The organism is Actinoplanes sp. OR16 (genome assembly GCF_004001265.1).
In the GTDB taxonomy this organism is placed as follows: domain Bacteria; phylum Actinomycetota; class Actinomycetes; order Mycobacteriales; family Micromonosporaceae; genus Actinoplanes.
In genome coordinates, this window is sequence record NZ_AP019371.1 from 373,813 (window position 1) to 400,514 (window position 26,702).

At 71.6% G+C, this 26,702-nt stretch carries 25 protein-coding genes; 17 read left to right on the forward strand and 8 right to left on the reverse strand.

Going from position 1 to position 26,702, the window contains the following annotated elements:
* Window positions 1–6: 6 nt before the first annotated feature.
* Together EP757_RS01690 and EP757_RS01695 are read right to left on the reverse strand one after the other, a co-directional pair.
* The gene (locus tag EP757_RS01690; RefSeq protein ID WP_127542446.1) at window positions 7–831 is read right to left on the reverse strand and encodes a DUF1206 domain-containing protein; all 825 of its coding nucleotides are present in this window, start codon (window positions 829–831) and stop codon (window positions 7–9) included.
* Between the two features lie 60 nt (window positions 832–891).
* Entirely contained in the window at window positions 892–1,212 is a 321-nt protein-coding gene (locus tag EP757_RS01695; protein WP_127554037.1) for a hypothetical protein, read from the reverse strand.
* A 53-nt stretch (window positions 1,213–1,265) separates the two neighbouring features.
* On the opposite strand from EP757_RS01695, the gene EP757_RS01700 reads away from it, so the two are divergent.
* Window positions 1,266–1,553 (forward strand): GNAT family N-acetyltransferase, encoded by a 288-nt coding sequence (locus tag EP757_RS01700; RefSeq protein ID WP_127542447.1) that lies wholly within the window; start codon window positions 1,266–1,268, stop codon window positions 1,551–1,553.
* Window positions 1,554–1,556: 3 nt separating this feature from the next.
* Here the strand turns inward: EP757_RS01700 and EP757_RS01705 are convergent, their stop codons facing one another.
* A complete protein-coding gene (locus EP757_RS01705; protein WP_127542448.1) occupies window positions 1,557–3,143 on the reverse strand; it encodes a glycoside hydrolase family 3 protein in 1,587 nt (528 codons plus the stop codon).
* A 139-nt stretch (window positions 3,144–3,282) separates the two neighbouring features.
* On the opposite strand from EP757_RS01705, the gene EP757_RS44415 reads away from it, so the two are divergent.
* The 4 genes from EP757_RS44415 to EP757_RS01720 are packed head-to-tail and all read left to right on the forward strand — an operon-like array spanning window position 3,283 to window position 9,452.
* Window positions 3,283–3,411, forward strand: coding sequence for a hypothetical protein (locus EP757_RS44415; protein WP_255435397.1), 129 nt, complete (start codon window positions 3,283–3,285; stop codon window positions 3,409–3,411).
* 16 nt (window positions 3,412–3,427) lie between these two features.
* Entirely contained in the window at window positions 3,428–4,375 is a 948-nt protein-coding gene (locus tag EP757_RS01710; protein ID WP_127542449.1) for a TIGR03557 family F420-dependent LLM class oxidoreductase, read from the forward strand.
* Window positions 4,375–6,012, forward strand: coding sequence for an ATP-dependent DNA helicase RecQ (locus tag EP757_RS01715; protein WP_127542450.1), 1,638 nt, complete (start codon window positions 4,375–4,377; stop codon window positions 6,010–6,012). The genes EP757_RS01710 and EP757_RS01715 overlap by 1 nt, the downstream gene beginning before the upstream one ends.
* A gap of 17 nt (window positions 6,013–6,029) precedes the next feature.
* The gene (locus tag EP757_RS01720) at window positions 6,030–9,452 is read left to right on the forward strand and encodes a hypothetical protein (RefSeq protein ID WP_127542451.1); all 3,423 of its coding nucleotides are present in this window, start codon (window positions 6,030–6,032) and stop codon (window positions 9,450–9,452) included.
* Window positions 9,453–9,482: 30 nt separating this feature from the next.
* On the opposite strand, the gene EP757_RS01725 is transcribed toward EP757_RS01720, so the two are convergent.
* Window positions 9,483–10,511, reverse strand: coding sequence for a LacI family DNA-binding transcriptional regulator (locus EP757_RS01725; RefSeq protein ID WP_127542452.1), 1,029 nt, complete (start codon window positions 10,509–10,511; stop codon window positions 9,483–9,485).
* A gap of 154 nt (window positions 10,512–10,665) precedes the next feature.
* Here EP757_RS01725 and EP757_RS01730 point away from each other — a divergent pair, with 154 nt between their 5' ends.
* The 7 genes from EP757_RS01730 (at window position 10,666) to EP757_RS01760 (ending at window position 18,254) form a co-directional block, all read left to right on the forward strand.
* On the forward strand, window positions 10,666–11,844 hold the full coding sequence (locus EP757_RS01730; protein WP_127542453.1) for an amino acid ABC transporter substrate-binding protein: 1,179 nt from the start codon (window positions 10,666–10,668) through the stop codon (window positions 11,842–11,844).
* Window positions 11,845–11,851: 7 nt separating this feature from the next.
* Window positions 11,852–12,739 (forward strand): branched-chain amino acid ABC transporter permease, encoded by an 888-nt coding sequence (locus tag EP757_RS01735; RefSeq protein ID WP_127542454.1) that lies wholly within the window; start codon window positions 11,852–11,854, stop codon window positions 12,737–12,739.
* Window positions 12,723–13,760, forward strand: a complete 1,038-nt coding sequence (locus EP757_RS01740) for a branched-chain amino acid ABC transporter permease (RefSeq protein ID WP_127542455.1) — start codon at window positions 12,723–12,725, stop codon at window positions 13,758–13,760. Before EP757_RS01735 ends, EP757_RS01740 begins: the two co-directional genes overlap by 17 nt.
* Complete coding sequence (locus tag EP757_RS01745; protein WP_127542456.1) at window positions 13,757–14,488, forward strand: ABC transporter ATP-binding protein; 732 nt, start codon at window positions 13,757–13,759, stop codon at window positions 14,486–14,488. Before EP757_RS01740 ends, EP757_RS01745 begins: the two co-directional genes overlap by 4 nt.
* Window positions 14,478–15,227 (forward strand): ABC transporter ATP-binding protein, encoded by a 750-nt coding sequence (locus tag EP757_RS01750; protein WP_127542457.1) that lies wholly within the window; start codon window positions 14,478–14,480, stop codon window positions 15,225–15,227. The genes EP757_RS01745 and EP757_RS01750 overlap by 11 nt, the downstream gene beginning before the upstream one ends.
* Window positions 15,228–15,239: 12 nt before the next feature.
* Window positions 15,240–16,181 carry a LamG-like jellyroll fold domain-containing protein gene (locus tag EP757_RS01755; RefSeq protein WP_127542458.1) on the forward strand — a complete coding sequence of 314 codons (942 nt, stop codon included), beginning with the start codon at window positions 15,240–15,242 and terminating at the stop codon, window positions 16,179–16,181.
* Window positions 16,182–16,247: 66 nt separating this feature from the next.
* A complete protein-coding gene (locus EP757_RS01760; RefSeq protein WP_232050311.1) occupies window positions 16,248–18,254 on the forward strand; it encodes a sorbosone dehydrogenase family protein in 2,007 nt (668 codons plus the stop codon).
* Between the two features lie 57 nt (window positions 18,255–18,311).
* Here EP757_RS01760 and EP757_RS01765 read toward each other — a convergent pair whose 3' ends face one another.
* A complete protein-coding gene (locus tag EP757_RS01765; RefSeq protein WP_127542460.1) occupies window positions 18,312–19,352 on the reverse strand; it encodes a trans-aconitate 2-methyltransferase in 1,041 nt (346 codons plus the stop codon).
* 76 nt (window positions 19,353–19,428) lie between these two features.
* Here EP757_RS01765 and EP757_RS01770 point away from each other — a divergent pair, with 76 nt between their 5' ends.
* Genes EP757_RS01770 through EP757_RS01780 form a run of 3 tightly spaced genes read left to right on the forward strand, consistent with a single transcriptional unit; the run spans window position 19,429 to window position 23,165 of the window.
* Complete coding sequence (locus EP757_RS01770) at window positions 19,429–21,954, forward strand: AAA family ATPase (protein WP_127542461.1); 2,526 nt, start codon at window positions 19,429–19,431, stop codon at window positions 21,952–21,954.
* Window positions 21,947–22,612 carry an MBL fold metallo-hydrolase gene (locus tag EP757_RS01775; RefSeq protein WP_127542462.1) on the forward strand — a complete coding sequence of 222 codons (666 nt, stop codon included), beginning with the start codon at window positions 21,947–21,949 and terminating at the stop codon, window positions 22,610–22,612. The genes EP757_RS01770 and EP757_RS01775 overlap by 8 nt, the downstream gene beginning before the upstream one ends.
* 49 nt (window positions 22,613–22,661) lie before the next feature.
* Complete coding sequence (locus EP757_RS01780) at window positions 22,662–23,165, forward strand: hypothetical protein (protein ID WP_127542463.1); 504 nt, start codon at window positions 22,662–22,664, stop codon at window positions 23,163–23,165.
* 85 nt (window positions 23,166–23,250) lie between these two features.
* On the opposite strand, the gene EP757_RS01785 is transcribed toward EP757_RS01780, so the two are convergent.
* On the reverse strand, window positions 23,251–24,366 hold the full coding sequence (locus EP757_RS01785; RefSeq protein ID WP_127542464.1) for an FAD-dependent oxidoreductase: 1,116 nt from the start codon (window positions 24,364–24,366) through the stop codon (window positions 23,251–23,253).
* 29 nt (window positions 24,367–24,395) lie between these two features.
* On the opposite strand from EP757_RS01785, the gene EP757_RS01790 reads away from it, so the two are divergent.
* Window positions 24,396–25,262, forward strand: coding sequence for a helix-turn-helix transcriptional regulator (locus EP757_RS01790; protein ID WP_127542465.1), 867 nt, complete (start codon window positions 24,396–24,398; stop codon window positions 25,260–25,262).
* Complete coding sequence (locus tag EP757_RS01795) at window positions 25,228–25,617, forward strand: VOC family protein (protein WP_232050312.1); 390 nt, start codon at window positions 25,228–25,230, stop codon at window positions 25,615–25,617. The genes EP757_RS01790 and EP757_RS01795 overlap by 35 nt, the downstream gene beginning before the upstream one ends.
* On the opposite strand, the gene EP757_RS01800 is transcribed toward EP757_RS01795, so the two are convergent.
* The gene (locus EP757_RS01800; RefSeq protein WP_127542467.1) at window positions 25,605–26,186 is read right to left on the reverse strand and encodes a LytR C-terminal domain-containing protein; all 582 of its coding nucleotides are present in this window, start codon (window positions 26,184–26,186) and stop codon (window positions 25,605–25,607) included. The genes EP757_RS01795 and EP757_RS01800 overlap by 13 nt on opposite strands.
* Window positions 26,176–26,670, reverse strand: coding sequence for a SigE family RNA polymerase sigma factor (locus tag EP757_RS01805; RefSeq protein WP_127542468.1), 495 nt, complete (start codon window positions 26,668–26,670; stop codon window positions 26,176–26,178). Before EP757_RS01805 ends, EP757_RS01800 begins: the two co-directional genes overlap by 11 nt.
* Window positions 26,671–26,702: the final 32 nt, after the last annotated feature.

Below are 26,702 nucleotides of genomic sequence, written 5' to 3' on the forward strand. Positions count from 1 at the left end.
GTCCTTCTAGATCTTGCGGTACTTCGCCTGGGCGATGCAGTAGACGCCGAAGCACGCGATGCCGGCGCCGATCAGCGCGAGCACCCAGACGCCCCAGGAGTAACCGGCGAGGGTCTTCAGGGCGGCATCCAGGCCACGGGCCTTCTCCGGGTCGTAGTTCACCGCGGCGACGACCACGAGCAGACCGGCGATGGCGTACGCGGCACCCTTGGACATGTAGCCCGCCATGCCCAGCTTGATGATCGACTCGCGGGAGTTGGCCGGCATCTCGCCGGTGTTCAGGTGCTTCACGAACTTGCGCTTGAAGCCGTAGTAGGCCATGCCGATGCCGATACCGAGGACGACCAGGCCGATCAGGCCGACGAGCCAGCGGCCACCGGTCGAGTCCATCGCGCCGGCGGTCATGCTCGCGTTGTTGTCGCCCATCGAGGCGTTCGAGCCCTGCACCACCTTGACCGCGGTCCAGCCGAGGTAGGTGTAGAGGAGGGCGCGGGCGCCGGAGAGGACGCGCTCGGCCATCGCGGTGCGGTTCCGCGGGCCGCTCTCCCCGATGACCGCCTCGAAGGCCTGCCAGATCGCCATGGCGCCGAGGCCGATGGCGATGATGACGAGCAGCGTCTTGCCGTACGAGTGCCCGGCCAGCTCCTGCAGGGCTCCGGACTGGTCACTGTCCTGTCCGGAGCCGGCGAAGGCCACCTGGAACGCGATCCAGGCGAAGAGCAGGTGGATGATGCCGTAGCCGATGAAGCCTCCCCGGGCGAGGTACTCCAGAGGCTTGCTCTCAGCGGCACGCGACGCGTGGTATTTGACGTTCGAGGTCGTGGAGGACATGGCCCCAATGTGACCGACGGCGACTTCCGTCAAACCCGGTGTGCGAATGGCGCTATCGTGTCACTGCCGCGCGATCTGCACCTGAACCTCGTCGTTCGTCACGCTGTCCAGCGAGACCTGCAGGCCGCCGACCTCGACCGCCTGCTGGCCCTTGGTCAGCGAGATCTGCTCGCCGGCGACCTCCAGGGTCACCGTGTTCTGGTCGGCGCTGATGAATTTCGCCTCCACGCCGAGGACGCTCGCGCTCGCGTTCGTCTCGCGCGCGATGGAGACGGTGCACTGGTCGAGGCTGCAGTCGACGTTGTCGCTGCTGCATCCGGTCAGCAGGGCGAGCCCGAACGCGGCCGAGGCGACAGCGGCGGCGAGACGGCGGCGAGGCATGAAGATCAACACCCTTTCACGGTACGGGGACCCCGCAACCCTAAGCTGGGCGGGTGAGTGACTACCAAGTACGCGACAACACCGCTGCCCGACGCTTCGAGCTGCTGGTCGACGGCGAGGTGGGCGCGCTGGCCGTCTACCACACCCGTGGCGACGTGGTGATCATCCTGCACACCGAGACCGCGCCCGAGATGCAGGGCCGCGGGCTGGCGAGCGAACTGGCCCGGCAGACGCTGGACCAGATCCGCGAGCGGGGCGGCAAGGTCGTTCCCTCCTGCCCGTTCTTCGCCAAGTACATCGGCGAGCACCCCGAGTACGCGGACCTGGTCTCGCACGGCTGACCGTCAGGCGGCGACCGGCTCCGGAGCGGGCTCGGGCACGTTCACGCCGGCGATGATCTCGGCGGCGGCCTGGCCGAGCGCCCGGGTGGCGCCGTGCGTGGCGATGTGCACGCCACCGGCGACCTCGACCGGGATGCCCATCTCCACGACGATGGCGTCCGGGCGCACCCGGAGGACCGCGGTCAGGGTCTCGGCGATCCACGGGTGCCGGTGCACGTCCCGGACCACCAGCACGAGCGGGCGGTCACCGGCGCCGGCCAGCACTGCGCCGGCCCGGTCGGCGACGCCGTCCAGGTCCTCGGCGGTCAGCCGGTCCGCGGTGGTGCCGGGCAGCAGGCCGGCGAGCGGCGCGCCGAGGCCCCAGGGGGTCTCGCTGCCGATCGCGATGTTCCGGGCCGGGGCGAACTCGACCACGTGCGGGGCGCTGCGGACCGGCAGCTCGGGTCCGCCGTCCGCGAGGGTCACCCGGATGGCACGGCGGGCAGCCGCGAACCCGACGGCCGAGCCGCGGCTCGCGGGCGCCGCGAGGGCGGTCACCCCGGGCTGGGCGGCGGCGTCGGCGATGGCACGGGCGCCGGTCTCGGTCTGCCTGCCGGTGGTCCACGCGGCCAGGGCGCGGACCCGGGCGACGGCGTCGCGCAGGCGTTCCTCGGCCAGGTCGCCACTGCGGACGGCGGTCACGATGGCGTCGCGCAGCTCGATCGCGGTCTGCTCGTCGGCGTGGTCGCCACCGACGCAGATCGCGTCGACACCGGCGGCCAGCGCGCGGACCGCGGCGCCGGCCAGGCCGTACCGCCGCCGGACGCCCTGCATCTCGATGCCGTCGGTGACGATCAGGCCGTCGAAGCCGAGTTCCTCGCGGAGCAGGCCGGTCAGGATGCGGCGGCTCAGGGTGGCCGGCAGCTCGTCGTCGTACGCGGGAACGAGCAGGTGGCCGGTCATCACCGACTTGGCACCGGCGGCGATCGCGGCCCGGAACGGCACGAGTTCGACCTCTTCGAGCTCGGCCCGGCTCCGCGCGATCAGCGGCACGTCGTGGTGCGAGTCGACGCTGGTGTCGCCGTGACCGGGGAAGTGCTTGGCGCAGCCGGCCACCCCGGAGTCCTGCAGGCCGCGGATGAAGGCGGCGGTGTGCCGGGCCGCGAGCCGCGGCTCGGCGCCGAACGCGCGGACGCCGATGACCGGGTTGGCCGGGTTGTTGTTGACGTCCGCGTCCGGCGCGTAGTCGAGGGTGATCCCGGCGTCGGCCAGGTCGCGGCCCAGGTCCCGGGCCACCGCCTCGGTCAGCTCCGGATCGTCGATCGCGCCGAGGGCCAGGTTGCCCGGACGTGAGCTGCCGAGCCGCGACTCGAACCGGGTGACGTCGCCGGCCTCCTCGTCGATGGCCACGATCACGTCGGGCTGCTCGGCCCGCAGCTGCGCGGTGAGTGCCGCCACCTGGGCCGCCGACTCGACGTTGCGGGCGAAGAGGGCGACGCCTCCCAGCCCGTTGCCGAGCCACCGGCGGACCCAGTCCGGAGCGGACGTGCCGACAAATCCCGGCTGCAGGACAGCAGCGGCGAGTTCCGGCAATTCGCCGTGAATGGACATACGCCCCCGTACCTCCGATGCATTCACGAACGTCTATGTGAACGTTCCCCTTGTCCGGGGACCTATGCTCACACTCGATCCGATATTAGTCAACAAACCTTTCTATTAGCTGTGGGCACCGTCCCGGTAAACTGCCGGGGTGCCGAACACCCCCCTCGCGGCGACCGGCGTCGACTGGTCCGAGATCCACGCGGTCCGTCTGCTCGGCATCGCTCTGGCCGTCTTGTTCCTGCTCTGGGCCATCCGCCGCATGTTCGGGGGCAAATAGGGGTAACGGGCCGCGCATGCGCATCGGATACTTCCTGTCGAGCGAGGAGTTCTCGCCCGCCGAGCTGATCGAGCAGGCGAAGGGCGCGGAGCGCGCCGGCTTCCAGAGCCTGTGGATCTCGGACCACTATCACCCGTGGGTGGACGCCCAGGGGCACAGCGCCTTCGTCTGGTCGATGATCGGGGCGCTCAGCCAGGCCACCAAGCTGGAGATCACCACCGCGGTGACCTGCCCGACCGTCCGCATCCATCCGGCCGTGATCGCCCAGGCCGCCGCGACCAGCGCGGTGCTGACCGGCGGGCGGTTCCGGCTCGGGATCGGCACCGGCGAGGCGCTCAACGAGCACATCTTCGGCGACGCCTGGCCCGAGGAGGACGTCCGGCTGGAGATGCTGGAGGAGGCCGTCGAGATCATGCGGGGCCTCTGGGCCGGCGGCACGTTCTCGCACCACGGCAAGCACTACACCGTGGAGAACGCCCGGATCTACACGCTCCCGGACCGGCCCGTCGAGATCCACATCTCCGGGTTCGGGCCGAAGTCGACCGAGGTGGCCGGGCGGATCGGCGACGGCTACGTCAGCGTCATGCCGGACGGCGACCTGGTCGCGAAGTTCCGCGAGACCGGCGGCACGGGCAAACCCGCACAGGGCGCCTTCAAGGCCGCCTTCGCCGCCAGCACCGACGAGGGGCGGCTCCTCGCGTACGAGAAATGGCCCAATGCCGGCGTGCCCGGTGAGCTCTCCCAGGTGCTGCCCTCGCCGAAGCACTTCGAACAGGCATCGCAGTTGGTGACGCCGGAGATGATGGACGACGCCTTCGTCTGCGGCAACGACCCGGAGGCCCACCTCGAGATGATCCGCAAGTACGCCGACGCCGGATTCGACGAGATCTACGTCGGCAACACCGGCCCGAACTCCCAGGGGCTCTTCGACATGTACGCCTCGCAGATCCTGCCGAAACTCTGATGAAGCTCCCCATCTACGGGCCCCGGCTGCGCAAGGTCGCCCGCAACCACTTCGGATGGCCGTCGCTGCGGCCGGGCCAGTTCAAGCCGATGCGTGCGGTGCTGCGCCGGAAGGACGCGCTGGTGGTCCTGCCGACCGGTGCCGGCAAGTCGGCGATCTACCAGATCCCGGCCGTGCTGCTGCCCGGCCCGACCGTGGTCATCTCGCCGCTGCTCGCCCTGCAGCAGGACCAGATCGCCGCCCTCAACGAGCGGGACGACCCGAAGACCCGCGCGGTCCGGGTCAGCTCCGCCGAGACGCCGGCCCAGCAGCGGGAGGCGATCGAGGAGATCCGGACCGGCCGGGCCGAGTTCCTCTTCATCACCCCGGAGCAGCTGAGCGACCCGGACCGGCTCGCCGAGGTGCGGGCCCTCAAGCCCGGTCTCGTGGCGGTCGACGAGGCGCACTGCATCTCGGCCTGGGGACACGACTTCCGGCCGGACTACCTCGCGCTCGGCGAGATGATCAAACAGATCGGCCGCCCGCCGATCCTGGCGCTCACCGCGACCGCGTCGCCGCCGGTCCGCGAGGACATCATCGAGCGCCTGCACCTGAAGAACCCGGAGATCCACGTGTCCGGGCTGGACCGGCGCAACCTCTTCCTGGAGGTGGCGTACTGCCCGGACGAGGCCTACCGGTGGCGGCGGCTCACCGCGATGCTCGACGCCGAGCAGCGGCCCGGCATCATCTACGTGCCGACCCGGCGCAGCGCCGAGGAGCTGGCCGGCAAACTCACCGAGGCCGGGTACGACGCCGAGTTCTACCACGGCGGCATGGCCTCCGGGATCCGCGAGCAGCGGCACCGCGACTTCAGCGACGACAAGATCGACATCATGGTCGCGACGTCGGCGTTCGGCATGGGCATCGACAAGCCGAACATCCGCTGGGTGGCGCACGTGGCGCTGCCGGACTCGCCGGACAGCTACTTCCAGGAGATCGGCCGGGCCGGGCGGGACGGCGAACCGGGCCGGACCGTGCTGCTCTGGCGCTCCGAGGACGAGGCCCTGCAGCGCTTCTTCACCGGCGGCTCGCCGGACGTCGAGGAACTGACCGCTCTCGCCGCCGAGCTGCACAAGGGCCCGCAGACGAAGACCGCGCTGCAGAAGGCGACCGGCCTGGGCCCGCGCAAGATCGGCCAGCTGCTGGGCCTGCTGGAACAGGTGGGCGCGGTGCGGACCGGCGCCGGCAACAAGCTCTCGGTCCCGGCCCGCGCGCCGCTCCCGCCCGCCGCGGCCGAGGCTGCCGTCGCCGAGCACGAGCGCCAGCAGGCGGTCATGAAGACGCGAACTGACATGATGCGCGCCTTCGCACAATCCCGGCAGTGCCGGACGGAGACGCTGCTCGCCTACTTCGGCGAGGACATCCAGCGCCAGTGCGGCCACTGCGACAACTGCGCCGACGGCAGCGCCGCCGAAGTCGACGCGGCCGAGGAGGAGGGCCCGTTCCCGGTGCACAGCCACGTCCGGCACGGCGAGTGGGGCACCGGCATGGTGATGAACTACGAGGAGGAGCGGATGACGGTCCTCTTCGACACGGTCGGCTACAAGACCCTCTCCGTCCCGGTGGTGGTCGAGCAGAACCTGCTGACGGCGGCCTGACCGGTTACCGTCTGCCGATGACCCAGCCGCGCACCCGGCGGAGCCGTGCACTGTGGATCGTCTTCGCCGTGGCCGGCGCCGCCGGGGTCGCCGGCTGGTGGCTGGCGCCGGTTCTGCTCGGCGGCGCCCAGGGCTTCCTCGGCCTGAGCCTCGGCGACAAGGACAGCGTCGCCAGCGTGGTCAGCATGGTGACCGGCCTGATCTCGCTCGCCGTCTCGGTCTGGTTCGGACTGTCGCAGGGCCGGCGCCCGCCCTCCGCCGGCGAGCTCACCCGCCCGGCGAAGAACCTGCCGCTCATCGACGATCCGGCCACGTCGGCGCTGGCCCTGCGGGTGCACGCCGCCTCGGACGTCGTGCCCGCGGCCGATCAGGCCCGGGCGCGCCGATGGTGGCCCTTCCGGCGGCCGCCCGCCGGCCCCGACCCGCGCCTGCCGGTCTTCGTCGAACGCGATCAGGGCGAGCACGTCCGTGAGTGGCTGCGCCGGGCACGGACGGACGGCGGATTCCTGATCCTGGTGGGCAACTCCTGCGTCGGGAAGACCCGCCTGCTGTACGAGAGCACGCGTACCGAACTCGCCGGATTCCGTGTCCTGGCCCCGGCGCTCGGCGACGGCGCGGCCGTGAACCGGGCCGCCGCCGTCGAAGGCGGGCTCCTCGTCTGGCTCGACGAGCTGCAACGATTCCTGCCCGGCCCGTACCTGAGCGAGGGATCGGAGCCGATCACCGCTTCGGCGATCGAGGCCCTGCTGGACTCGCCGCATCCGGTCGTCGTGGTCGGCACGCTCTGGCCGGACCACGCCACCGCGTTGCGTTCCACCGAACCCGGCGAGCCGGACGACCGCCGTCCCCGTTTCCCGGCCGCCCTCGACATCCTCACCGGGCACCGGGTCCACCAGATCCGGCTGGACACCTTCTCGGCGGCCGAGCGGGAGAACGCGAACCGCCTCGCCCCGGCCGACGACCGGCTCGCCACGGCCCTCGCCGACCGCGACTACAACGTGACCGAGGCGCTCGCCGGCGCCCGCGAGATCGTCGCCCGCTACCAGCGCGCCACCGACGACGAGCGCGCCGTCCTCTACGCCGCCGCCGACGCCCGCCGGGCCGGCGTCCAGTCCCCGCTCACCCCGGAGCTGCTGGCCGCCGCGGCGCGGGGCTATCTGACCCACCTGCGGCCGGACGACAGCTGGTTCCCGGCGGCGCTGGCCGAGCTGTCCAGCCGGGATCGGCGGCAGGATAAGGCCACCGCTCCTCTGCTGCAGCTGACCAGCGACGACCGGCGTACCTCCCTCGGCTACACGATGACCGACTACCTCCTGCAGCGCCTCACCCGCGAACGCCGCACCCTGCCCCTGCCGCCGGCGACCTGGCAGGCCCTCGCCGAACACGCGCCCGAGGACGACCTCGCCGGCCTCGCCGAGAGCGCCGAGCTGCGGCTGCGCTTCACCGAGGCGATCCGCTTCTACGAACGGCTCGAGGCCCTCGGCAATCCGGACGCCACCGAGGCGCTGGCCGTCCTCCGCCTCGACGACGGCGTCGTGGAGCGTCTGTCGGAGCAGACCGGCGACTTCGGTGTCTCCCACGAGCTGCCCACGGTGCTGATCCGGCTCGGCCGGCTGGACGACCTGCGATCCCTCGCCGCCGGCGGCGACCACGCGGTGTCCTACCGGCTGGCCGCGGTCCTGGTCGCGGATGTGGATCTCGGCGCTCTGACCCGGCGCGCCGACGACGGCGACTCCGGGGCCGCATCCTCGCTGGCCACCCTGCTGAGCGACCGGGGTGATCTCGGGACGCTCACCGAACGCGCCGACGCCGGCGACTTCTTCGCCGCCGACCGGCTCGCTGACCTGCTGGCGTACCGGGGTGACGTGGACCGGCTCCGGGACCGCGCCGACCGCGGCGACCGTGTCGCGGGCCGGCGCCTCGCCACGTTGCTGTTCCACCGCGACGATCTGGCGGCGATCCGGAGCCGTGCCGAGACCGGCGACGAGGAAGCCGCCCGCACCCTGCGGGAGATCCTCGCCGACCGTGGCGAACCGGTCGGCGACCCCGGCGCCGACCCGGGCGACCCGCCCATGGATCTGTTGCTCCACGACGACCCGACGTTCGCCTCACTGAGCCTGGCGGAGCTGCGGAAACGGGCCGACGGCAGCGGCGTGCACATCTCCTACGCCCTCGCGGCGGCGCTCGGCGACCTGGGCGACGTCGCCGAGCTGGCGGAGCGGGCTGCGGCGGGCGACTCGATGGCGAGCTATCACCTGGCCGCCGTCCTGGCCGACCGCGATGACATCGCCGAGCTGAACCGGCGGGCGGACAGCGGCGACTTCGCGTGCCGGGCCCGTCTCGCGGAGCTGCGGTCCCGCCGGTCCGCCGCCGAGCCCGCCGGCCTGCGCGACCGGGCGGACGCCGGCGACGGGGAGGCCCAGCAGGACCTCGCCGCGTGGCTGAGTGATCGGGGTTCCCTGGCCGAGCTCGCCGGCCGCGCCGGCAGCGGTGACTGGTTCGCCGGGACCCGGCTGGCCCAACTGCTGACCCGGCGAGGCCACTCCGCGGAGGTACGCCGGCGCGCCGGCGACGGCGACCAGGCCGCGCAGGCACACCTCGTCCGGTTGCTGACCCTGCGCGAGGACCTCGCCGGGCTCGCCGAGCACGCCGGAGCCGGGGACACCGCTGCTCAGTTCCAGCTGCTCCGGGTGTTCGTCCGGCAGGAGAACGACGAGGGGATCGCCGCCCGGGCCGACAGCGGCGACGATGTCGCGGCGGCCGTCCTCGCCGAGCGGTGGCTCGCCCGCGGGCTGGTCGACGAGGTCAGCGCCCGGGCGGACCGGGGCGACCTGACGGCCGCCGACCGGCTCGTCCGCCATCTCGCCGAACACGGGCGGCACGACGTGCTGGCGCAGCGTGCCGATGCCGGCGACTTCCAGGCGGCCACCGTCCTCGCCGACCTGCTGGCCCGGCAGGGACGGCGGGAGGACCTGGTCGCCCGGGCCGACGCCGGCGATCTCATCGCCCGGCGGCGGCTGGCCTCGTTGCTGAACCGGACCGGCCGGATCGACGACCTCGCCCGCCGGGCCGACGAGGGCGACCGGGAGGCGGTCGAGGAGATGAACCGGCGGCTCGCCGACCGGGGCGAGTTCGCCGCGTTGCAGGCCCGCACCGAGCAGGGTGCGACCGACGACTTCCTGCTGCTCGACGTGCTCGCCGTCCGGAACCCCGGCCGGCTGCGCGAGCTGGCCGACGACGGTGACTTCTTCGCCGCGGGCCGGCTGGTCGACCTGCTCGCCCACCAGGGGCGCTGGACGGAATTGATCGCCGAGGTGCACGCCGGCAGCTACGGCGCCGCCGATCGGCTGCTGGACCTGCTCGTGATCCGCGATCCGGCCGGATCGGCCGCGATCCGGCGGCACGGGCTGAGCGGCGGGGAGCTTCCCCAGGGCCTGTGAGTGTCCGCGGCCGGAGTGTCCGCGGAAGACTCACGAAGCCGGTCCGGTGGAGTCCCGGATGATGAGTCGCTGGCCTGTCGCCCGGCGGCGGGGGCGGGTGGCCAGGGGTTTCAGGGCCAGTTCCAGGGCCATCCGGCCCATGTCGGTCATCGGCAGGCGGATCGTGGTGAGGCTGGGCGCCAGGTCGCCGGCGACCGAGACGTCGTCGAAGCCGACCACTGACATCCGCTGCGGGACCGGGATGCCCCGTTCGCGCAGGACGGCGAGGACGCCCATCGCCATGGCGTCGTTGAGAGCGATGATCGCCGTGGTGTCCGGGTGCTCGGCGAGGATCTTCTCGGTGGCGATCCGGCCGCCCTCGCGGACGAAGTCGGTGTGCACGATCGGCATGTCCTCGATGGAGAGGCCGAAGGATCGCAGCGCCGCCGCGACACCGGCCATCCGGTCGATCACGGTGTTCAGTTCCGGGGTGCCGGCGACCAGGGCGATCCTGCGATGGCCGAGTTCGAGCAGATGGGAACCGAGCGCGTGGCCGCCGGCCTCGTTGTCGGGGAGGACCGCGTCGGCGCCGAGCGCGTGCCGGCCGATCACCGCGACCCGGCCGCCGCCCTGCTGATACCCGGACAGCACCGTGCGCGCCTCGGCCTCCATCCGCGGGTCGCCGTACCCGGAACCGGCCACGATGATGATCCCGACCCGCTGGGCGATCAGGTTCCGGATCTGGCGCAGCTCGTGTTCGGGGTCCCGGCCGGAGTGGCAGATCTGCACGAGCAGGCCCTGCTCACCGGCGAGCTGGATGACACCGCCGGCGATCTCGGAGAAGTACGGGTCGTCGATCTGGTGCACGATCAGGCCCACGGTCGAGCTGTTTCCGCCGGCCAGGGTGCGCGCGTAGGGGTTCGCGACGTACCCGAGCTCGGCCGACACCTGGCGAACGCGATTGGCGACCTCCTCGCTCACGCCCTCGCGTCCGGCGAGTGCCCGCGAGGCCGTGGCCAGCGAGACTCCCGCCCGTTGGGCGACGTCGATGAGGCGCAGCCCGGGGCCCGGTTTCGGCATCGTTAACTCCCAAGCTATTGCCCGTGATTGATGTCACAGCATAGAGTACGCAAGCGCTTACGGAAGCGCTTTCGTACTCGGCACGAAGGGACGTCCGAGGATGCCGACCACTTCTCACCGCGCACGACTCTCCGCATATGCCCTGGCTGCGACCTTGATTCTCACACTCGGCGCCTGTGGCGGCGACGACGGTGGCGACAGCGGCGGCAACGCCGACGATCCGATCGTCATCGGCGTCTCGCTGCCGCTCACCGGCGACTTCTCCGAGCCGGGCAAGGGTGTCCAGCAGGGCTACGAGGCCTGGCAGAAGATAATCAACGAGAAGGGCGGCCTGCTCGGGCGCCCGGTGGAACTCAAGATCCTCGACGACCAGTCCAATGCGGACCGGGTCGTCGCCGACTACGAGCAACTGATCGGCAAGGACGAGGTCGACCTGGTCTTCGGCCCGTTCTCGACCCGTCTCGTGGTTCCCTCGGCGCGCGTCGCCGAGGAGTACGGCATGCTCTTCGTCGAGCCGGCCGGCGCCGCGAAGGAGGTCTTCGAGCAGGGCTTCAAGAACCTCTTCTACGCCGCCCCCGCGGTGGCGAACGACCACTACAACTACCTCGCCGAGCACATCCTGGCGATGCCGGCCGACCAGCGGCCCAAGACCGCGGCCTACGCGGCGATGGACGACCCGTTCGCGCAGGGCACGGCGTACGGCCTCAAGGAGAAGCTGGAGGCCGGTGGCATCAAGACGGTGGTGGACGAGGTCTACCCGCCGAACACCACCGACTTCAGCGGAATCGCCGCCAAGATCGCCGACTCGAAGGCGGACGTGCTGGTCGGCGGCTCGCAGTACCAGGACGGCGTCAACCTGATCGTGGCCCTCCAGCAGCTGGGCTACCAGCCGAAGCTGGCCGCGTTCTCGACCGCGCCGACGAACCCGGAGTTCGCCTCGGCGATCGGCAACAAGACCGCGGGCGTGCTCTCGCCGACCGGCTACAGCCAGGACGCACCGTACGAGAGCAACAAGGAGTTCGTCGAGAAGTACACGGCCGCCAACGGCAAGGCGCCGGAGGAGGACCAGGCCAACGGCTACACCACCGGCCAGGTGGTGGCCGCCGCGGTCACCGCGGTGGGCTGTGCCGAGCAGGGCGAGTGCCAGCAGAAGCTCGTCGACTGGGTGCGCGCCAACGAGGTGCAGACCGTGGTCGGACCGCTGACCTGGGACGAGACCGGCAAGCCGAAGGGCGCCCACATGATCCAGCAGTGGATCGACGACGACATCAAGATCGTCCTGCCGGCGCCGGTCAAGGAGGCCGAGTTCGTCTACCCGAAGCCGGCCTGGTGATGCGCTGATGCCATCCGGTGCGCTGCTGTTCCAGAGTGTCCTCCTGGGTCTGCTGCTGGGCGGTCTCTACGCCCTGCTCGCCTCGGGACTGACCCTCTACTTCGGCATCATGCGGGTCGTGATGATCGCCCACTCGGCGTTCCTCATCCTCGCCGCCTACCTGGCCTGGTACCTGCACGAACGGGCCGGCATCGACCCGCTGCTCTCGATGATCGTCACCGTCCCGCTGTTCTTCGGCGCCGGTGTCCTGCTGCAGCGGCTCCTGCTCACCCGGTTACGGCCGGCCACCCTGACCATGATGTCGGTGCTGCTGACGTTCGCCATCGCGCTGCTCATCGAGGGGCTGCTCGGCTACGCGTTCACCGGCACGCAGCGGCGCATCAACCTCGGGTACGGCTCCGCGAGCATCGAGGTGTTCGGTGCGCGGATCGCGGTGGTCAAGCTCATCGCGTTCGTCCTCGCCGTGGTCGCGCTCAGCGCGCTCTACCTGCTGATGAAGCGCACCCGCTTCGGCCGGGCGCTGCGCGCGACCATCCAGCACCGGGACGCGGCCCGGCTGCTCGGCATCGACACCGACAAGGTGGCCGGTTTCGGCTTCGGCATCGGGCTGGCCACCGCGGCGATCGGCGGCACCGCGCTGTCGCTGGACACCACCATCTACCCCTCGTTGCACTGGCACTGGATCGGCCCGCTCATGGCGATCATCGTAGTCGGCGGGCTGGGCAGTGTGCCGGGCGCGGCGATCGCGGCGCTGGTGCTCGGGATGGCGCAGAGCCTGCTCCAGATCCCGCTCGGCACCACGTGGGCGCAGACGGTCTTCTACGTCGCGCTCTTCGCCACGCTCGCGATCCGGCCACAGGGATTCTTCGGAGGCCGTCTTGCCCAGCGCTTCTAGAGTTCTGAAGATCGGCGCGGTGGTCCTGCTCGCGGTGGCGATCCTGGCCTTCCCGAGCATCGCGCCGAACCCCTACATCCTCTCGGCCGGCGTGCTGGTGCTCAACTACGCGGTGCTCTCCACCTCGTGGAACTTCGTGGGCGGCTTCACCGGCTACATCTCGCTCGGCCACGGCGCGCTGGCCGGCCTGGGCGCCTACGGCACCGGTCTGCTGGTGGCGAAGGGCGGGCTTCCGCCCTTCCTCGCGCTCTTCGTGGGGGCCGGGCTGGTCGCCGCACTCGCGGTTCCGATCGGCTTCGCCGCCTTGCGGGTACGAGGGGCGAGCTTCGTGATCGTCTCCATCTCCCTCGTGCTCATCCTGCTGCTCGTCTTCCAGAGCTGGGCCTCGGTCACCGGCGGGTCACGCGGCCTGGTCGTCCCCCGGCCGTTCGACCTGACCCGGCCGGAGCACCACCGGGTCTTCTACTACCTGTTCGCCGCGCTGCTCGCGGTGGCGCTGCTGGCCTGGTGGCTGATCGACCGATCCCGGTTCGGCCTGGGTCTCAAGTCGATCCGGGAGGACGAGGACAAGGCGGAGGCTCTCGGCACGGCCACCTTCGCGTACAAGCTGATCGTCTTCGTCGTCTCGGCCGGCTTCACCGCGCTGGCCGGCGGGATGTACGCGCTCTGGTTCGGCGACCTCGACCCGGTCTTCCAGTTCTCCATCCTCACCGGCTCCTACCTGGTGCTGATGGCGCTGCTGGGCGGGGTGCGGCAGCTGTTCGGGCCGGTCACCGGCGCGATCATCGTGGGTGTCGCGCTGGAGTACTTCAAGGTCGAGTACGGCGACACCCCGCTGCATCTGGTCGCGACCGGCCTGCTGCTGGCGCTCGTGGTGCTCTTCATGCCGGACGGCATCCTGCCGGCGATCGGCGACCTCTGGAAACGCTTCGATCGCACCGAGCGGTCGTCGATCCGCGAGGTCACCGCCGCCGAACTGCGCGAGCAGCGGCTCGCCGAGGCGAAAGGGGCCACCCGATGACCTCGCTGTCCACCACCGACCTCCGCAAGGGCTTCGGCGGGGTGACCGCCCTCGACGGCGCCACCGTCGAGTTCCAGCACGGCAAGGTGAACGCGCTGATCGGGCCGAACGGCTCGGGCAAGACGACGTTCTTCAACTGCGTGACCGGCATGATCAAACCGGACAGCGGCGTCGTGAGCTATGCCGGCAAGGACATCACCGGCAAGGCACCGCACCGGATCGCCCGGCACGGCCTGGGCCGCACCTTTCAGCTGTGCCGGACCTTCCCTCGGATGACGGCCGTGGAGAACGTGCTCGCCGCCGTACAACCGAAGGGGTTGATCGGGGGTCTGCGAGGGGCGAAGCGCCGCAGCGAGATCGACCGGGCGATGAGCTGGCTGACCCGGCTCGGCATCGAGCACCTGGCCGCCAGCGAGGCCCGTGACATGTCCTGGGGCCAGCAGAAACTCCTCGAACTGGCGGGCGTGCTGATGGCGGAGCCGGCGACGGTGCTGCTCGACGAACCGGCCGGCGGGGTGAACCCGGCGCTGCTCGACCGGATCGGTGTGCTGGTCCGTGAGCTGAACGCGGAGGGCCGCACCTTCGTGATCGTCGAGCACAACATGGACCTGGTCATGAGCATCAGCGACCACATCGTGGTCTTCGACCGCGGCCGGCCGATCGCCTCCGGCCCTCCCTCGGCGATCCAGAAGGACGAACGCGTTCTGGGGGCATACCTTGGCGTCTGAACTCTCCCTCTCGGGCATCGTCGCCGGCTACGGCCGGGCGGCGCCGGTTCTCCGCGGCTTCTCCGTCGAGGTGCCGGCCGGGAAGATCGTCTGTCTGGTCGGGCCGAACGGCGCCGGCAAGTCCACCGTGCTGAAAGTGGCCGGTGGCCTGCTCAAACCGCGGGACGGGAAGGTGCTCGTCGGCGACGCGGACGTCACCGGCCGGGGCCCGCAGGCCATGCTCGCTGCGGGAGTCTCCCTGGTGCTCCAGGGGCACAGCGTCTTCCGCGAGATGACCGTCGAGGAGAACGTGCTGCTCGGCGCGTACACGGTGCGCGACCCGTCGTTCGTGGCGAAACGCGTGGCTTTCGTGAAAGAGGTCTTCCCGGTGGTCGCCGACCGCTGGGGATCGCTCGCCGGTCTGCTCTCCGGCGGGCAGCAGAAACAGGTGGAGTTCGCCCGGTCGCTCATGGTCGACCCGAAGGTCGTCCTGCTGGACGAGCCGTCGATGGGTCTCGACCCGAAGGCGACCGGCACGGTGTTCGAACAGGTCGTGCGGATGCGTGACGCCGGCACGGCGGTGCTGCTCGTCGAGCAGAACGCCCGCCGCGCGCTGGAGACCGCCGACCTCGGGTGCGTGCTCGATCTCGGGCGCGTGCACATCTCCGGGCCTGCACAGGAGCTTTTGAACGATCCACAGCTCGGGGAGCTCTATCTCGGCGGCCGTCCCGCCGAGCCTCCGGTACAGCCGAAGATCTGAGAAAGGTCGTCCATGAGACGTGCCCTCGGAATCACCGTCGCGGTCATAGCGGTCGCGGCCCTCGGAACACCGGTCAACGCGGGGGATCCAGGCCCGCGTGACGTCCATCCGTCCCTTCGCTCCGATCTGATCGCCTTCTACGACTTCGATCATCCGATGCCCGACGACGCGGCCCTCGAACGGGACCTGGGCCGGTCCGGCACGGAGATCGAACTGATCAACGGGGGCGCCGCCCAGCGCGTGCCCGACTCCGCCTACCCGGGCAGCCGCCGGGCGCTGCAGACGAAACAGGTGAACCCGGACGCCACCGGCAACGACGACTGGAAGGCCGGCGTCTACTCGCCGACCGGGGTGCGCACGCTGCGCGCCTTCAACGCCGTCGGCGGGACCACGGTGATGGGCTGGTTCAAGCGCTCGATGGACGGCCCGGCGCCGAACACCGTCACGCCGGCGCCGGACGACCGGTTCAATGCGATCGGCCTGGCCGGCGTGCTGACCGGTGACTCCGACGGGCACGCGGTCCGTGCGCTGCTGGAGCTCATCGACGTGCAGGGCACCCTGCGTCTCGTCGCCCTCGGCCGGCGGCTGGACGGCGGCGCCTCGCAGACGTTCGCGGCCACCGAGGACTGGAAAACCCTGCTGCCGAAGGACCAGTGGGTGCACATCGCCGCGACGTTCGACTTCAACGCCGGAACCATGGCGCTCTACCGCAACGGCGTCCCGGTCGAGGGTTTCTACACGGTGGCCGGCGACCCGTGGCAGGTCAGCGGTCCGGGGCCGCACGTCACCACCGCCACCGATCCGCGCGGCATCAAGATCGGCGGGAGCTTCCCGCAGAACAGCGTCGAGCGCAACCCGTGTGACTGCCGGATGGACGCGCTCATGTTCCTGGACCGCTCGCTGTCGGCCCGGGACGTCGCGAACCAGTACCGATTCATGAAGAGCCGGGGGTAATTCATGCGCCGCCTCATCCTTCCCTTACTGCTAGTTCTGTCCACTTTGTTTATTCCGTCCTCGGCCATGGCCGCCGCGGAGCCGATCGACGACCCGGTGCCGGTCGAGCCGGTCGCCTCACGACTGGGCCTGGTGTTATCCGACTTCGCCTCTTTTCCGCAGTCGAACCCGACCCCGGCGCCGACCGATCCGCGTCTCATGCGGCACGCCCGGATCAACACGATCATGGAGCTGCCGGACGGGTCGGGCCGCCGTGCGGTCCCTGACCTCAACGGCAACCTCTACCTGGTCGAGGACGGTGTCCCGCACGTCTACCTGGACGTCGCCGCCACCTTCGCGCCGCAGTTCTTCTCCGGTCGTGGTCTCGGCCAGGGCTTCGGGTACGTGACGTTCCACCCGGACTTCAAGAAGAACGGCAAGTTCTACACGATCCACACCGAGCAGGCCACGCTCACCACGGCGGTGCCCGACTTCCAGCAGTCCGGGACCACGCTCTTCCACGGGGTGATCAACGAGTGGACGGCTGCCGACCCGGCCGCCGACACGTTCGCGGGCACCCGGCGGGAGCTGCTGCGGATCGGCTTCGCCGGTCAGATCCACGGCATCCAGGAGATCAACTTCAACCCGACCGCGCGTAAGGGCACCGCCGAGTACGGCAAGCTCTACCTGGCGGTGGGGGACGGCGGCATCGGCGTACGCACGACCGACCCGCAGAACCTCGCGATCCCGCACGGCAAGCTGATCCGGATCGACCCGGCCGGCACGAACTCGGCGAACGGCGAGTACGGCATCCCGGCCGACAACCCGTTCGTCGGCCAGGCCGGCGCGCTCGGCGAGATCTGGTCCTACGGCTACCGCGACCCGCACCGGTTCAGCTGGGACCGGCTGACCGGCAAGATGTACCTCGGCCACATCGGCGAGAAGTCGACCGAGGCGATCTACGAGGTCCGCAAGGGCGACAACGCGGGCTGGAGCGAGCGCGAGGGCTACCTGGTCTTCGACCGGGCCGCCACGAACGTCTGCGACCGGCTCTACCCGCTGCCCGAGAACGACGCCGAGAACGGGTACGACTACCCGGTCGCCGTCTACGACCACAACCCGGCGCCCGGCTGGAACTGCACCGACGACGTCGGCGTCGCGGTGGCCGGCGGCTTCGTCTACCGTGGCACGGCGATCCCGGCGCTGCGCGGCAAGTACGTCTTCGGTGACCTGGTCGCGGGCACCGTCTTCTACACCGAGACCAGCGAGATGAAGCGCGGCGGCCCGCCCGCCACGATCCACCGGCTGCACCTGTTCAACGCCGCCGGCGAGTCGGTGCGCATGCAGCAGCTCTCCTCACCCGGCGCGCCCGGCAACCCGGAGCGGGTCGACCTGCGGTTCGGCACCGACAACCGCGGTGAGCTCTACATCCTGGCCAAGGCGAACGGCAAGGTGTGGAAGGTGACCGGCGTCGAGACCTTCGCCGACGGCCCGGTCGGGCACGCGAGGGTCGACGGCAAGGCGATCGCCGCGAATTGGGCGCCCGTCACGCCGTCGAATTGGCAGTTCACCGGCCGCGAGATCATCCTGGCCGAGGCCGGAACCGACCCGGGCGCGCCGCGGCGGCCGTTCGAGTACGCCGTCCTCACCAAGGGCCCGGCCTTCTCCAGCGTGGAGGTGAACGCGGACGTCCGGCTGGACACCCCGGTCGACGTGTCGAACCGCGACGTGATCATCGTGTTCGGCTACCAGTCACCGACGCAGTTCTACTACGCCCACCTGTCCAGCGATAACACGATCTATCCGCACAACGGCATCTTCAAGGTCGACAACGCCGACCGGGTGCGGCTGGACTACCAGTGGAACGGCCGGTCGCGCGGGGCCAACCCGGCGATCACGGATGAGGCCTGGCACCACGTCAAGGTCAAGCATCTGCCCGCCAGCGGGGAGATCGCCGTCTACGTCGACGGCAACCGGGACCCGATCATGACGGCGGTCGACAAGACCTTCGCCTCGGGACGGGTCGGCTTCGGCTCGTTCGACAACATCGGCCGGGCGCGGCACTTCACCGTCACCGGAACGCCCGCTTCCTGATGTGCACGATCTTGGAGTTTCCCGTGGTTTCGGCCGCGGGAAACTCCAAGATCTTCATTACGGCCTCGCCTCGTACGCGATGTTGAACGGCGTCTCCCCCACCCTGCGGAAGCGCGTGAATCCGGCGTCCGTCACCAGCCTGCGGATCGGCTCCTCCCCGGCCTGCGCACCGAGCGAATAACCACCCTCCTGGGACAGCGCGCTGGGCACGCAGAGGAACGCGGAGAACGAGTAGTAGGCCCGGCCCACCGGGTTCAGGTTGTCGGCGACGGTGGCGCCGGCCGCCGGCTCGACGATCAGCCAGCTGCCGTCCGGCTTGAGCTGCGACCGCACGTGCCGGGCCGCACCCAGCGGGTCGCCCATGTCGTGCAGCGCGTCGAACGTGGTGACCAGGTCGTACGGACCGCCGCCGAACGACTGCGCACCGGCCACCTCGAAGGTGACGCCGGCCAGCGACCGCTTGCGGGCGTGCTCGATCGACCCGGCGTGCAGGTCCGACCCGGTGAACGACGACGCCGGATAGGCCTTCGCCATCAGCTCGGTCGACGCGCCGTGACCGCATCCCACGTCGGCGACCCGGGCGCCGCCACGCAGCTTCTCCTCGGCGCCGTCGAGCGCCGGGATCCACGCGGCGACCAGATTCGCGCTGTACGCCGGCCGGAAGAACCGCTCGCAGCCGCTGAACACGTCCTCGTCGTGCTCGTGCCAGCCGACCCCCTCGCCGGTCTTGAAGGCCGTCACGATCCGTGGTTCCGCCTTGAGCGCGCCGAGGGCCAGCTGGAACGCGCCCGGGGCGAAGATCGGCCCGTCCGGGTCGGTGAGCGCGAACGCCTGCTCGGGCGTGAGCGAGTACTGCCCGGTCTGCGGGTCGTACTCGACGTAGCCACCGGCGGCCTGGCCGCGCAGCCACTCCTCGACGTACCGGGGTGCGGTGCCGGTACGTTCGGCGAGCTCCTGCGGCAGCGCCGGTCCACCGGCGAGGGCCTTGTAGAGGCCGAGCCGGTCACCGACGACGATCCCGCCCGCTGCCATCGTCGCGCCCAGGTCACCGACGAACCGGTGCACGAATTCCATGAGTTTCTGCTCGTCAACTGTCATGAATCCGTTCTACGGGTGTCGCCCGCGGCGGAAATCGGTGTCCACTACCTAGGTCTGACGAAGGGCCTACCTAGAAGTGCTGGAGCGCGAACACGAACTCGCCGAGCTGGGCGCCGCCGCCCGGCGGGCGGCGGACGGCCACGGCTCGGTGGTGTTCGTGACAGGTGAGGCCGGGATCGGCAAGTCCACGGTGGTCGGCGCGGTCCGCTCGGTGCTGCCGGCCGAGGGGCGGCTGCTGCTCGGCTACTGCGACGACCTGTCCACGCCGCGCGTCCTCGGCCCGCTGCGTGACCTGGTCGGACGCGTCGGCACCGACCTGACCGCGGCGCTGAACGACGGCGACCGGGCGCGCGTGTTCGAGGCGTTCCACGCCGAGCTGAACTGGCCCGGCCACCCGACCGTGCTGGTCGTGGAGGACCTGCACTGGGCCGACGAGGCGACCCTGGACGTGCTGCGGTTCCTGGTCCGGCGGATCGCCGCGCTGCCGGTGGTGCTGGTCGGGACCTACCGGGACGACGAGATCGACGCGGGCCATCCGCTGCACGGCCTGCTCGGCGTGGCGAAACCGGTGCGCCGGCTGCCGCTGGCCCGGCTCTCCATCTCCGCCGTCCGGGAACTCGCCGCCCGGAACGCCGAGGAGATCTTCGCGATCACCGACGGGAACCCCTTCTTCGTCACCGAGGTCGTCGGCGCGGGCGACGTCGACGCGGTCCCGGCCACCGTGGCCGAGGCGGTGCAGGCCCGCCTGCAGTCCCTCGACGTTCCCTGCCGGACCGCGCTCGGCTTGCTCAGCGTCGTCCCGTCCGCTGTGGACGTGGGCCTGGTCGAGGCGATCGTCCCCGGCGGCCTCGACGTTCTCGCCGCCGCCGAGCAGCGCGGCATGCTCACGGTGTCGCCGGCCCGGGTGGCGTTCCGGCACGAGCTGATGCGCCGGGCCGTGGCGGCCGGCCTCGCCGCGTCCCGCAGGATCGCCGCGAACCGGGCGGTGCTCGCCGCGCTGCTCGACCGCGGCGACGCCGACCTGTCCCGGATCGTGCACCACGCCGACGAGGCCGGCGACACCGCGGTGATCGTCCGCTGGGCGCCGGCGGCGGCCCGGGAGGCGGCGGCCGCCGGATCGCACCGGGAGGCGGCCGCGCACTACCGGAGGGTGCTGGAGCACCGGTCCGCGTTCCCGCCCGGTGAGCGGGCCGGCCTGCTGGAGGCGTACGCCGAGGAGTCCTACATGCTCGGCCGGGACGAGCCCGCGGTGACCGCGCAGCAGGAGGCGGTCCGGCTGCGGCGCACCCTGCCGGACCGGGTCGCGCTCGGCCTGGCCCTGCGCCGGATGTCCCGCGTGTACTGGTACGCCGGACTGCGCCCACCCGCCGAGGAGGCCGGCGCGGAGGCGGTCGCGATCCTGGAGCAGGCGGGCGATCCGGCGGCGCTGGCGTTCGGGCTGAGCAACGCGTCGCAGCTGCACGCGCTGGGCGGGCAGAGCGCCGAGGCGATCCGCACCGGCGAACGGGCGATCGCGCTGGCCGGCGACGCCGCGGTCCTGTCGCACGCGCTGAACAACGTCGGCTACGCCTACTGGGATCTCGGCGACGAGCGACGCGGCCGGGCGATGCTCGACGAGAGCCTGCGGGTGGCGGTCGAGGCGGGCGCCGACGATCACGCCTGCCGGGCCTACACGAACGCGGCCTGGCACCTCATCGACGACCTCCGCCTGGAGGAGGCCGGCGCTCTGCTGAACGCCGGGATGGCGTTCGCCGAGCGTACCGAGGTCCTGGGTTTCCTGCGATATCAGCACATCACCCGCTCGGTCGTGCATCTGCATCGCTGCGAGTGGGACGAGGCGGAACGGCACGCCCGCTGGGAGGAGGGCGCGCCGGCGATGATGCGTACCCCGGCTCTGGTGGTCCGCGGCCTGCTGCGTCTGCGGCGTGGCCTGCCCGGCGGTGAGGAGATGATCGAGGAGGCCTGGGAGATCGCCGGTCGGATCGGCGAGGCGCAGCGGATCGGCCCGGCGGGCGCGGCCATGGCCGAGGCGGCCTGGTTGCGCGGCGACGCCACGCCCGATCCCCGGCTCGCCCCGGTCTATCGCGAGCGTCTCGCCGCCGAGGGCGGCCGCCGTCTCGTGGCCTTCGGCTCCTGGCTGGTCCGGCTGGGCGTTCCGGTTCCGCTTCCCCCTCCTTCCTCGTACGACGGAAAGCACCCCCTTTCCACCCGGCCCTACGACGACGCCCTCGCCCTGAGCGACAGCGGCGAACCCGCCGACCTGATCAGCGCGATCCGCACCCTGGACGGCCTCGGCGCGGGACCCGCCGCCCGCCGCCTCCGGTCCCGCCTGCGCGGACTCGGCGTGTCCCGGATCCCGCGCGGCCCCTCCCCGGCGACCCGGGGCAACGCCGCGGGCCTGACCGGACGGCAGGCCGAGGTGCTGCGCCTGCTCGCCGGCGGCCTGACCAACCCGGAGATCGCGGCCAGGCTGGTCCTGTCGACCCGGACCGTCGACGCCCACGTCGCGGCGATCCTGGTGAAGCTCGGCGCCACCAACCGGCACGCCGCGGTCGCGAAGGCACGGGAGCTCGGCGGCCTGACACAATCGGGCGGTGCGTGAGGTCATCGACGGGGTCTTCGAGATCCGCCTGGGTTACGTCAACGTGCACGTGGTCGTCACCGACGACGGGCTGGTCCTGGTCGACACCGGACTGCCCCGCCGTGCGCCGGCGATCGAACGTGCCCTGCGAGGAATCCGGCGCAGCCTCGGCGAGGTGCGGACCGTCCTGGTCACCCACCACCATCCGGACCACGTCGGCAGCCTGGCCGAGGTGAAGCGGCGCAGCGGCGCCCGCCTGATCGCGCACGCCGCCGACGCCCCGCACATCACCGGCGCGTTCCCGGCCACCCCGCCCGCCGGTCTGCTCGGCAAGCTGGTCGGCCGCCTGATCGGCGACGTGGAACCGGTGAAGCTGGACCAGCTGGTGGCCGACGAGGCCGAGCCGCTGCCCGGATTCACCGCGCTGCACACGCCCGGCCACACCCGCGGTCATCTGTCGTTCCTGCTGGACCGGGACGGCGGCATCCTCTTCGCCGGCGACGCCGCCGGCAGCCGGGGCGGCCGGGTCACCCCGCCGCCCGGCCCGGTGACCGCCGACCCGGCCGAGGCTCTCTCCAGTATGAAACGGCTGGCCGAGCGGCAGTTCGAGCACGCCGTCTTCGGTCATGGCCGGGCCGTCACGGGTCACGCCGTCGAGGCGTTCCGGAAGGCGCTCTGACGGGTAGGTAAGAATGCTGTCGACCTCGTCCATGGGAAAGGATCCGCGAGTGACGGACGAACCGCTCTACGCCAAGCTGGGCTTCACCGATGCCGAATGGGGGCTGATCGCCGGTCTTCCGCAGTCGGTGCTCACCGCGGCGAGCGCCGCCACGCCGGACAGCGCCCGCAAGACCCGGGCCGAGGTGGCCGCCGGGCTCGACCGCATCTCCGACGCCCGCGCCTCGGCGAGCCCGCTCGTCTCCGCCGCCGCCTCGGCCGCGGTCAGCGAGGCCGGCGACCCGGAACTGGGCGAGGAACCGCCGGTGATCGAGCCGAGCGACCCGGCCGGTTACGCCGCCGACGTCCTGGCCCGCGCCGCCGAGGCCACCGCCCTGCTCGCGGCGAAGGCCTCCCCGGCCGACGCCGAGACCTACAAGCACTGGCTCGTCGAGATCGCCGACGAGGTGGTGGGCGCCGCCTCCTCCGGCGGTGTCCTGGGCATCGGCGCCGAGTCGGTGACCGAGAGCGAGCGCTCCTTCCGCGACGATCTGTCCAAAATCCTCGCCGGCTGACCCACGGCTGCACGCCCGATCTGCCGCTCTCCCGTACGGCCACACACCGCGGCTGTACGGGAGAGCCGTCTTCACGCCCGCCTTGTCAGGCGGGTGGGCGCCAGGTCAGGACCGGGTCCATCTGGCGGAGGACCAGGTCCGGGCCGAACCGGCCGGCCAGGGACATCGCCGTGTTGCGGGCCCACTCGGTCACCGGGTTGTCCAGGCCCGCCAGGCGGCCGATCCGGCGGGACTCCCGGGCCACCATCGTGACGCGCGGCAGCCGGCGGGCCGTGTACCGCGCCAGATCCGGAACGGAATCCGCCAGGACCGCCGCATCCTCGATCGCCTGGCACGCGCCCTGGCCGAGGTTCGGCGTCATCGCGTGCGCGGCGTCGCCGAGCAGCGCGACCCGCCCGGTGTGGAAGGCCGGCAGCGGCGTGTCCAGGCACCGGATGTCGGTACGGGTGACAGTGGACGCCGCCACGATCAGCGACGGGATCGGCTCGCTCCAGCCGGCGAAGTGCCGCAGCAGTTCGGCCCGCTCGTCCACGGCGGAGACACCGGCGGGCGCCGGCGCGGTGGCGTAGCAGTAGACCCGGCCGTCGCCGAGCTCGGTCACCCCGAAGACCTTGCCACCGCCCCAGCTCTCGGCGAGGTCCAGCGTCCCGCCGGGCGGCGGCACGATCATCCGCCAGCTGGTGACTCCGGTGTAGCGGCTGCCGGGGTGGTGAGGGTGGAGCTTTCCCCGTACGAAGGATCGCAGTCCATCGGCAGCGACCACCAGATCCGCCGTGAGTGTCCCCTCGGCCGTGCCCACCGACCCGGTCGCGGGATCGACATCCGAGGCCGCCAGGCCAAGGCGGAGTGTGCCCGGCGGAAGAGCGCCGGTGAGCGCGTCCACCAGGGTGGCCCGGTGCAGCACGATCACGTCGTCACCGAAGCGGGCCTTCGCGCGGCCCGCGTCGGTACGGGTGATCCAGCGCCCGTCCGGGCGGCGGATCCCGGCGGCTCCCTGAAGCGCCGACAGTGACCGGATCCGGTCACCCACGCCCAGGGTGTCGAGGACCCGGAGCGCGTTCGGCGCGAGCGCCAGGCCGGCGCCCACCACCTCGATGTCCGGGGCGCGTTCGAGGACGGTGACGTCCCAGCCCTTGCGCCGCAACGCGATGGCGGCGGTGAGACCGCCGATTCCCGCTCCGATCACCACAGCCCGTGACATGACCTCGATCCTCGCATGACAATCCAGTGGTGGTGACCGACGAATACGTGCAGGCCCGTCCCGCCGATGCGCTGCGGCCCTACGCCGGTCTCTACTCCGGTTACCGCCAGTGCGGGGTGGCGCCGGGTCGCCATCGCGGGCTGCCGTCGCCGTACCTCACGCTCATCTTCACGCTCGACGATCCTCTCGTGGTGGCGGCGCATCCGGATCCGCGGCAGCGGCCGGGTGAGTTCGCCGCGCTGATCGGCGGGCTGCACCTGACGCCCGCGTTGATCACGCATGACGGCAGGCAGTCGGGGGTTCAGGTGGCGGTGTCGCCGGCCGGGTGCCGGGCGCTGTTCGGCCTGCCCGCCGCGGAGCTGGCCAATCTCGACGTGGACGCCGCCGCGCTGCTCGGTGAGCCGCTGACGCACGAGATCCGCGAGCGCCTGGCCGCCGCGCCCGATTGGCCGGCCCGGTTCGCGGTCCTGGACACGACATTGGTCGCGCTTCTGCGCGACGATGGCGCTTTCGACCCCGTCTTCTCGTACGCCTACCGTCGCCTCCTCCACCACGACACGCCGATCGCCGCGCTCGCCGGGGAGATCGGGTGGAGCGGCCGCCACTTCACCGGAAGGTTCCGCGCCGAGGTGGGGCTACGCCCGAAGGAGGCGGCCCGGGTGGCCCGCTTCGATCACGCCCGGCGGGCGATCCGGCCCGGGATCCGGCTGGCCGATGTCGCGGCGGCGCACGGGTACGCCGACCAGTCCCATCTCGTGCGCGACTTCCAGGCGTTCGCGGGCTGCTCACCGAGCCGCTGGCTGGCCGACGAGTTCGGTTTCGTCCAAGCCCAGCGGCTGCCCGGCGACGACGATGAGGTCCATGACTTCCGTATGGCCGACCCTCCAGGCGCGTGACGCCCGCGCTCTCATCCGATTCCTCGTGGACGCCTTCGGGTTCGAGGAGACCGCCGTGTACGGCTCCGGCGACCACGTCGACCACGCCCAGCTGGACTGGCCGCTGGGCGGCGGCATCATGCTGGGTTCCGGCTCGTCGTCCTGGCAGCGGCAACCCGGGACGGCGGGGATCTACGTGGTGACCGACGACGTCGACGCGCTGCACGACCGGGCCGCGGCGGCCGGCGCGGAGATCCTGAAGAAGCCGTTCGACACCGACTACGGGTCGCGGGACTTCACGGCCCGCGACCCGGAGGGCAATCTGTGGAGCTTCGGCACCTACCGGGGTGAGCCCCGCAAGGATCAGCAGGGGTAGGTCAGGTGCGCGAGCGCCTGGTTCACCTCGGTCGGAGTGGCGAACTGCTGGAAATTCGGGCCGATCGCCAGATCGACCACGTCGCCGGTGTGCCGCGGATCGTGGATGATCGGCGCCTGGCCGAGCAGATACGCGTCGATCAGCCGGCCCTGGCCGACCGTGGCCGGACCGACGTAGACGGCCGCGACCGACCCGGCGGACGGCGCCGAGCCCGGATCCCCGGCCACCGCGTCGAACCCGCGATCGCGCAGGTCCTGCACGATCTCCGCACCGTTGCGCGCGGCGAAGACCCGTACCTTCACCTCGCTGGTGGACGCCGGTAGCTCGACGGGCACACACGCGGGCGCCGACGAGGCCGCGGGGCCGGCCGGCATCGTCGGCGTGCGGGGCAGCAGCATCGAACCGGCGGCCACCGCGGCGACCAGGGCCAGGGCCGATCCGGTGGCGGCGGCCCGGCGGCGCAGCGCGCGGCGGCGGCCCCGGGCCCGGATGGCGGCGGCCGGGGCGAGCAGCACCGGGCGGACGTCGTCCTCCAGCTCGCTCATCAGTTCGCGAGGGTCACGGGACATCTGAGGCCTCCAGGTCGGTCAGCAGGGGTGCGAGGGCGGCGCGGGCGCGGGACAGCCGGGCCTTCACGGTTCCGGCCGGGACACCGTCGGCCGCCGCGATCTCCTGGACCGACATGTCCAGCAGGTAGTGCATGACGACGGTCTGCCGCTGTGCCTCGGGGAGCCGGCGCAGCGCGGCGATGAGGGCGACCCGTTCCGGCGAGGGACCGGCGCCGGGTGGGGGCGGCCCCGTCCGGACGTACGCGGCGAGCCGGCGGCGCAGGCCACGCCACCGGTTCGCGGCGAGCCGCCAGGCGACCTTGCGGACCCAGAGCTCCGGGTTCTCGTACCCGGCGACCCGGGACCACTGCTGCCAGGCCCGGGCGTACGCCTCCTGCGTGATGTCCTGGGCGTCGCCGAGGTCACCGCAGACCGCGTACACGTGCAGCAGCACGCGCCGGGCGGTGCTCACGTAGAACGCGTCGAAGTCCTCAGGTGTTCGCATGCAGAGAGACACACCGCAGCGGGCGAGAAGGT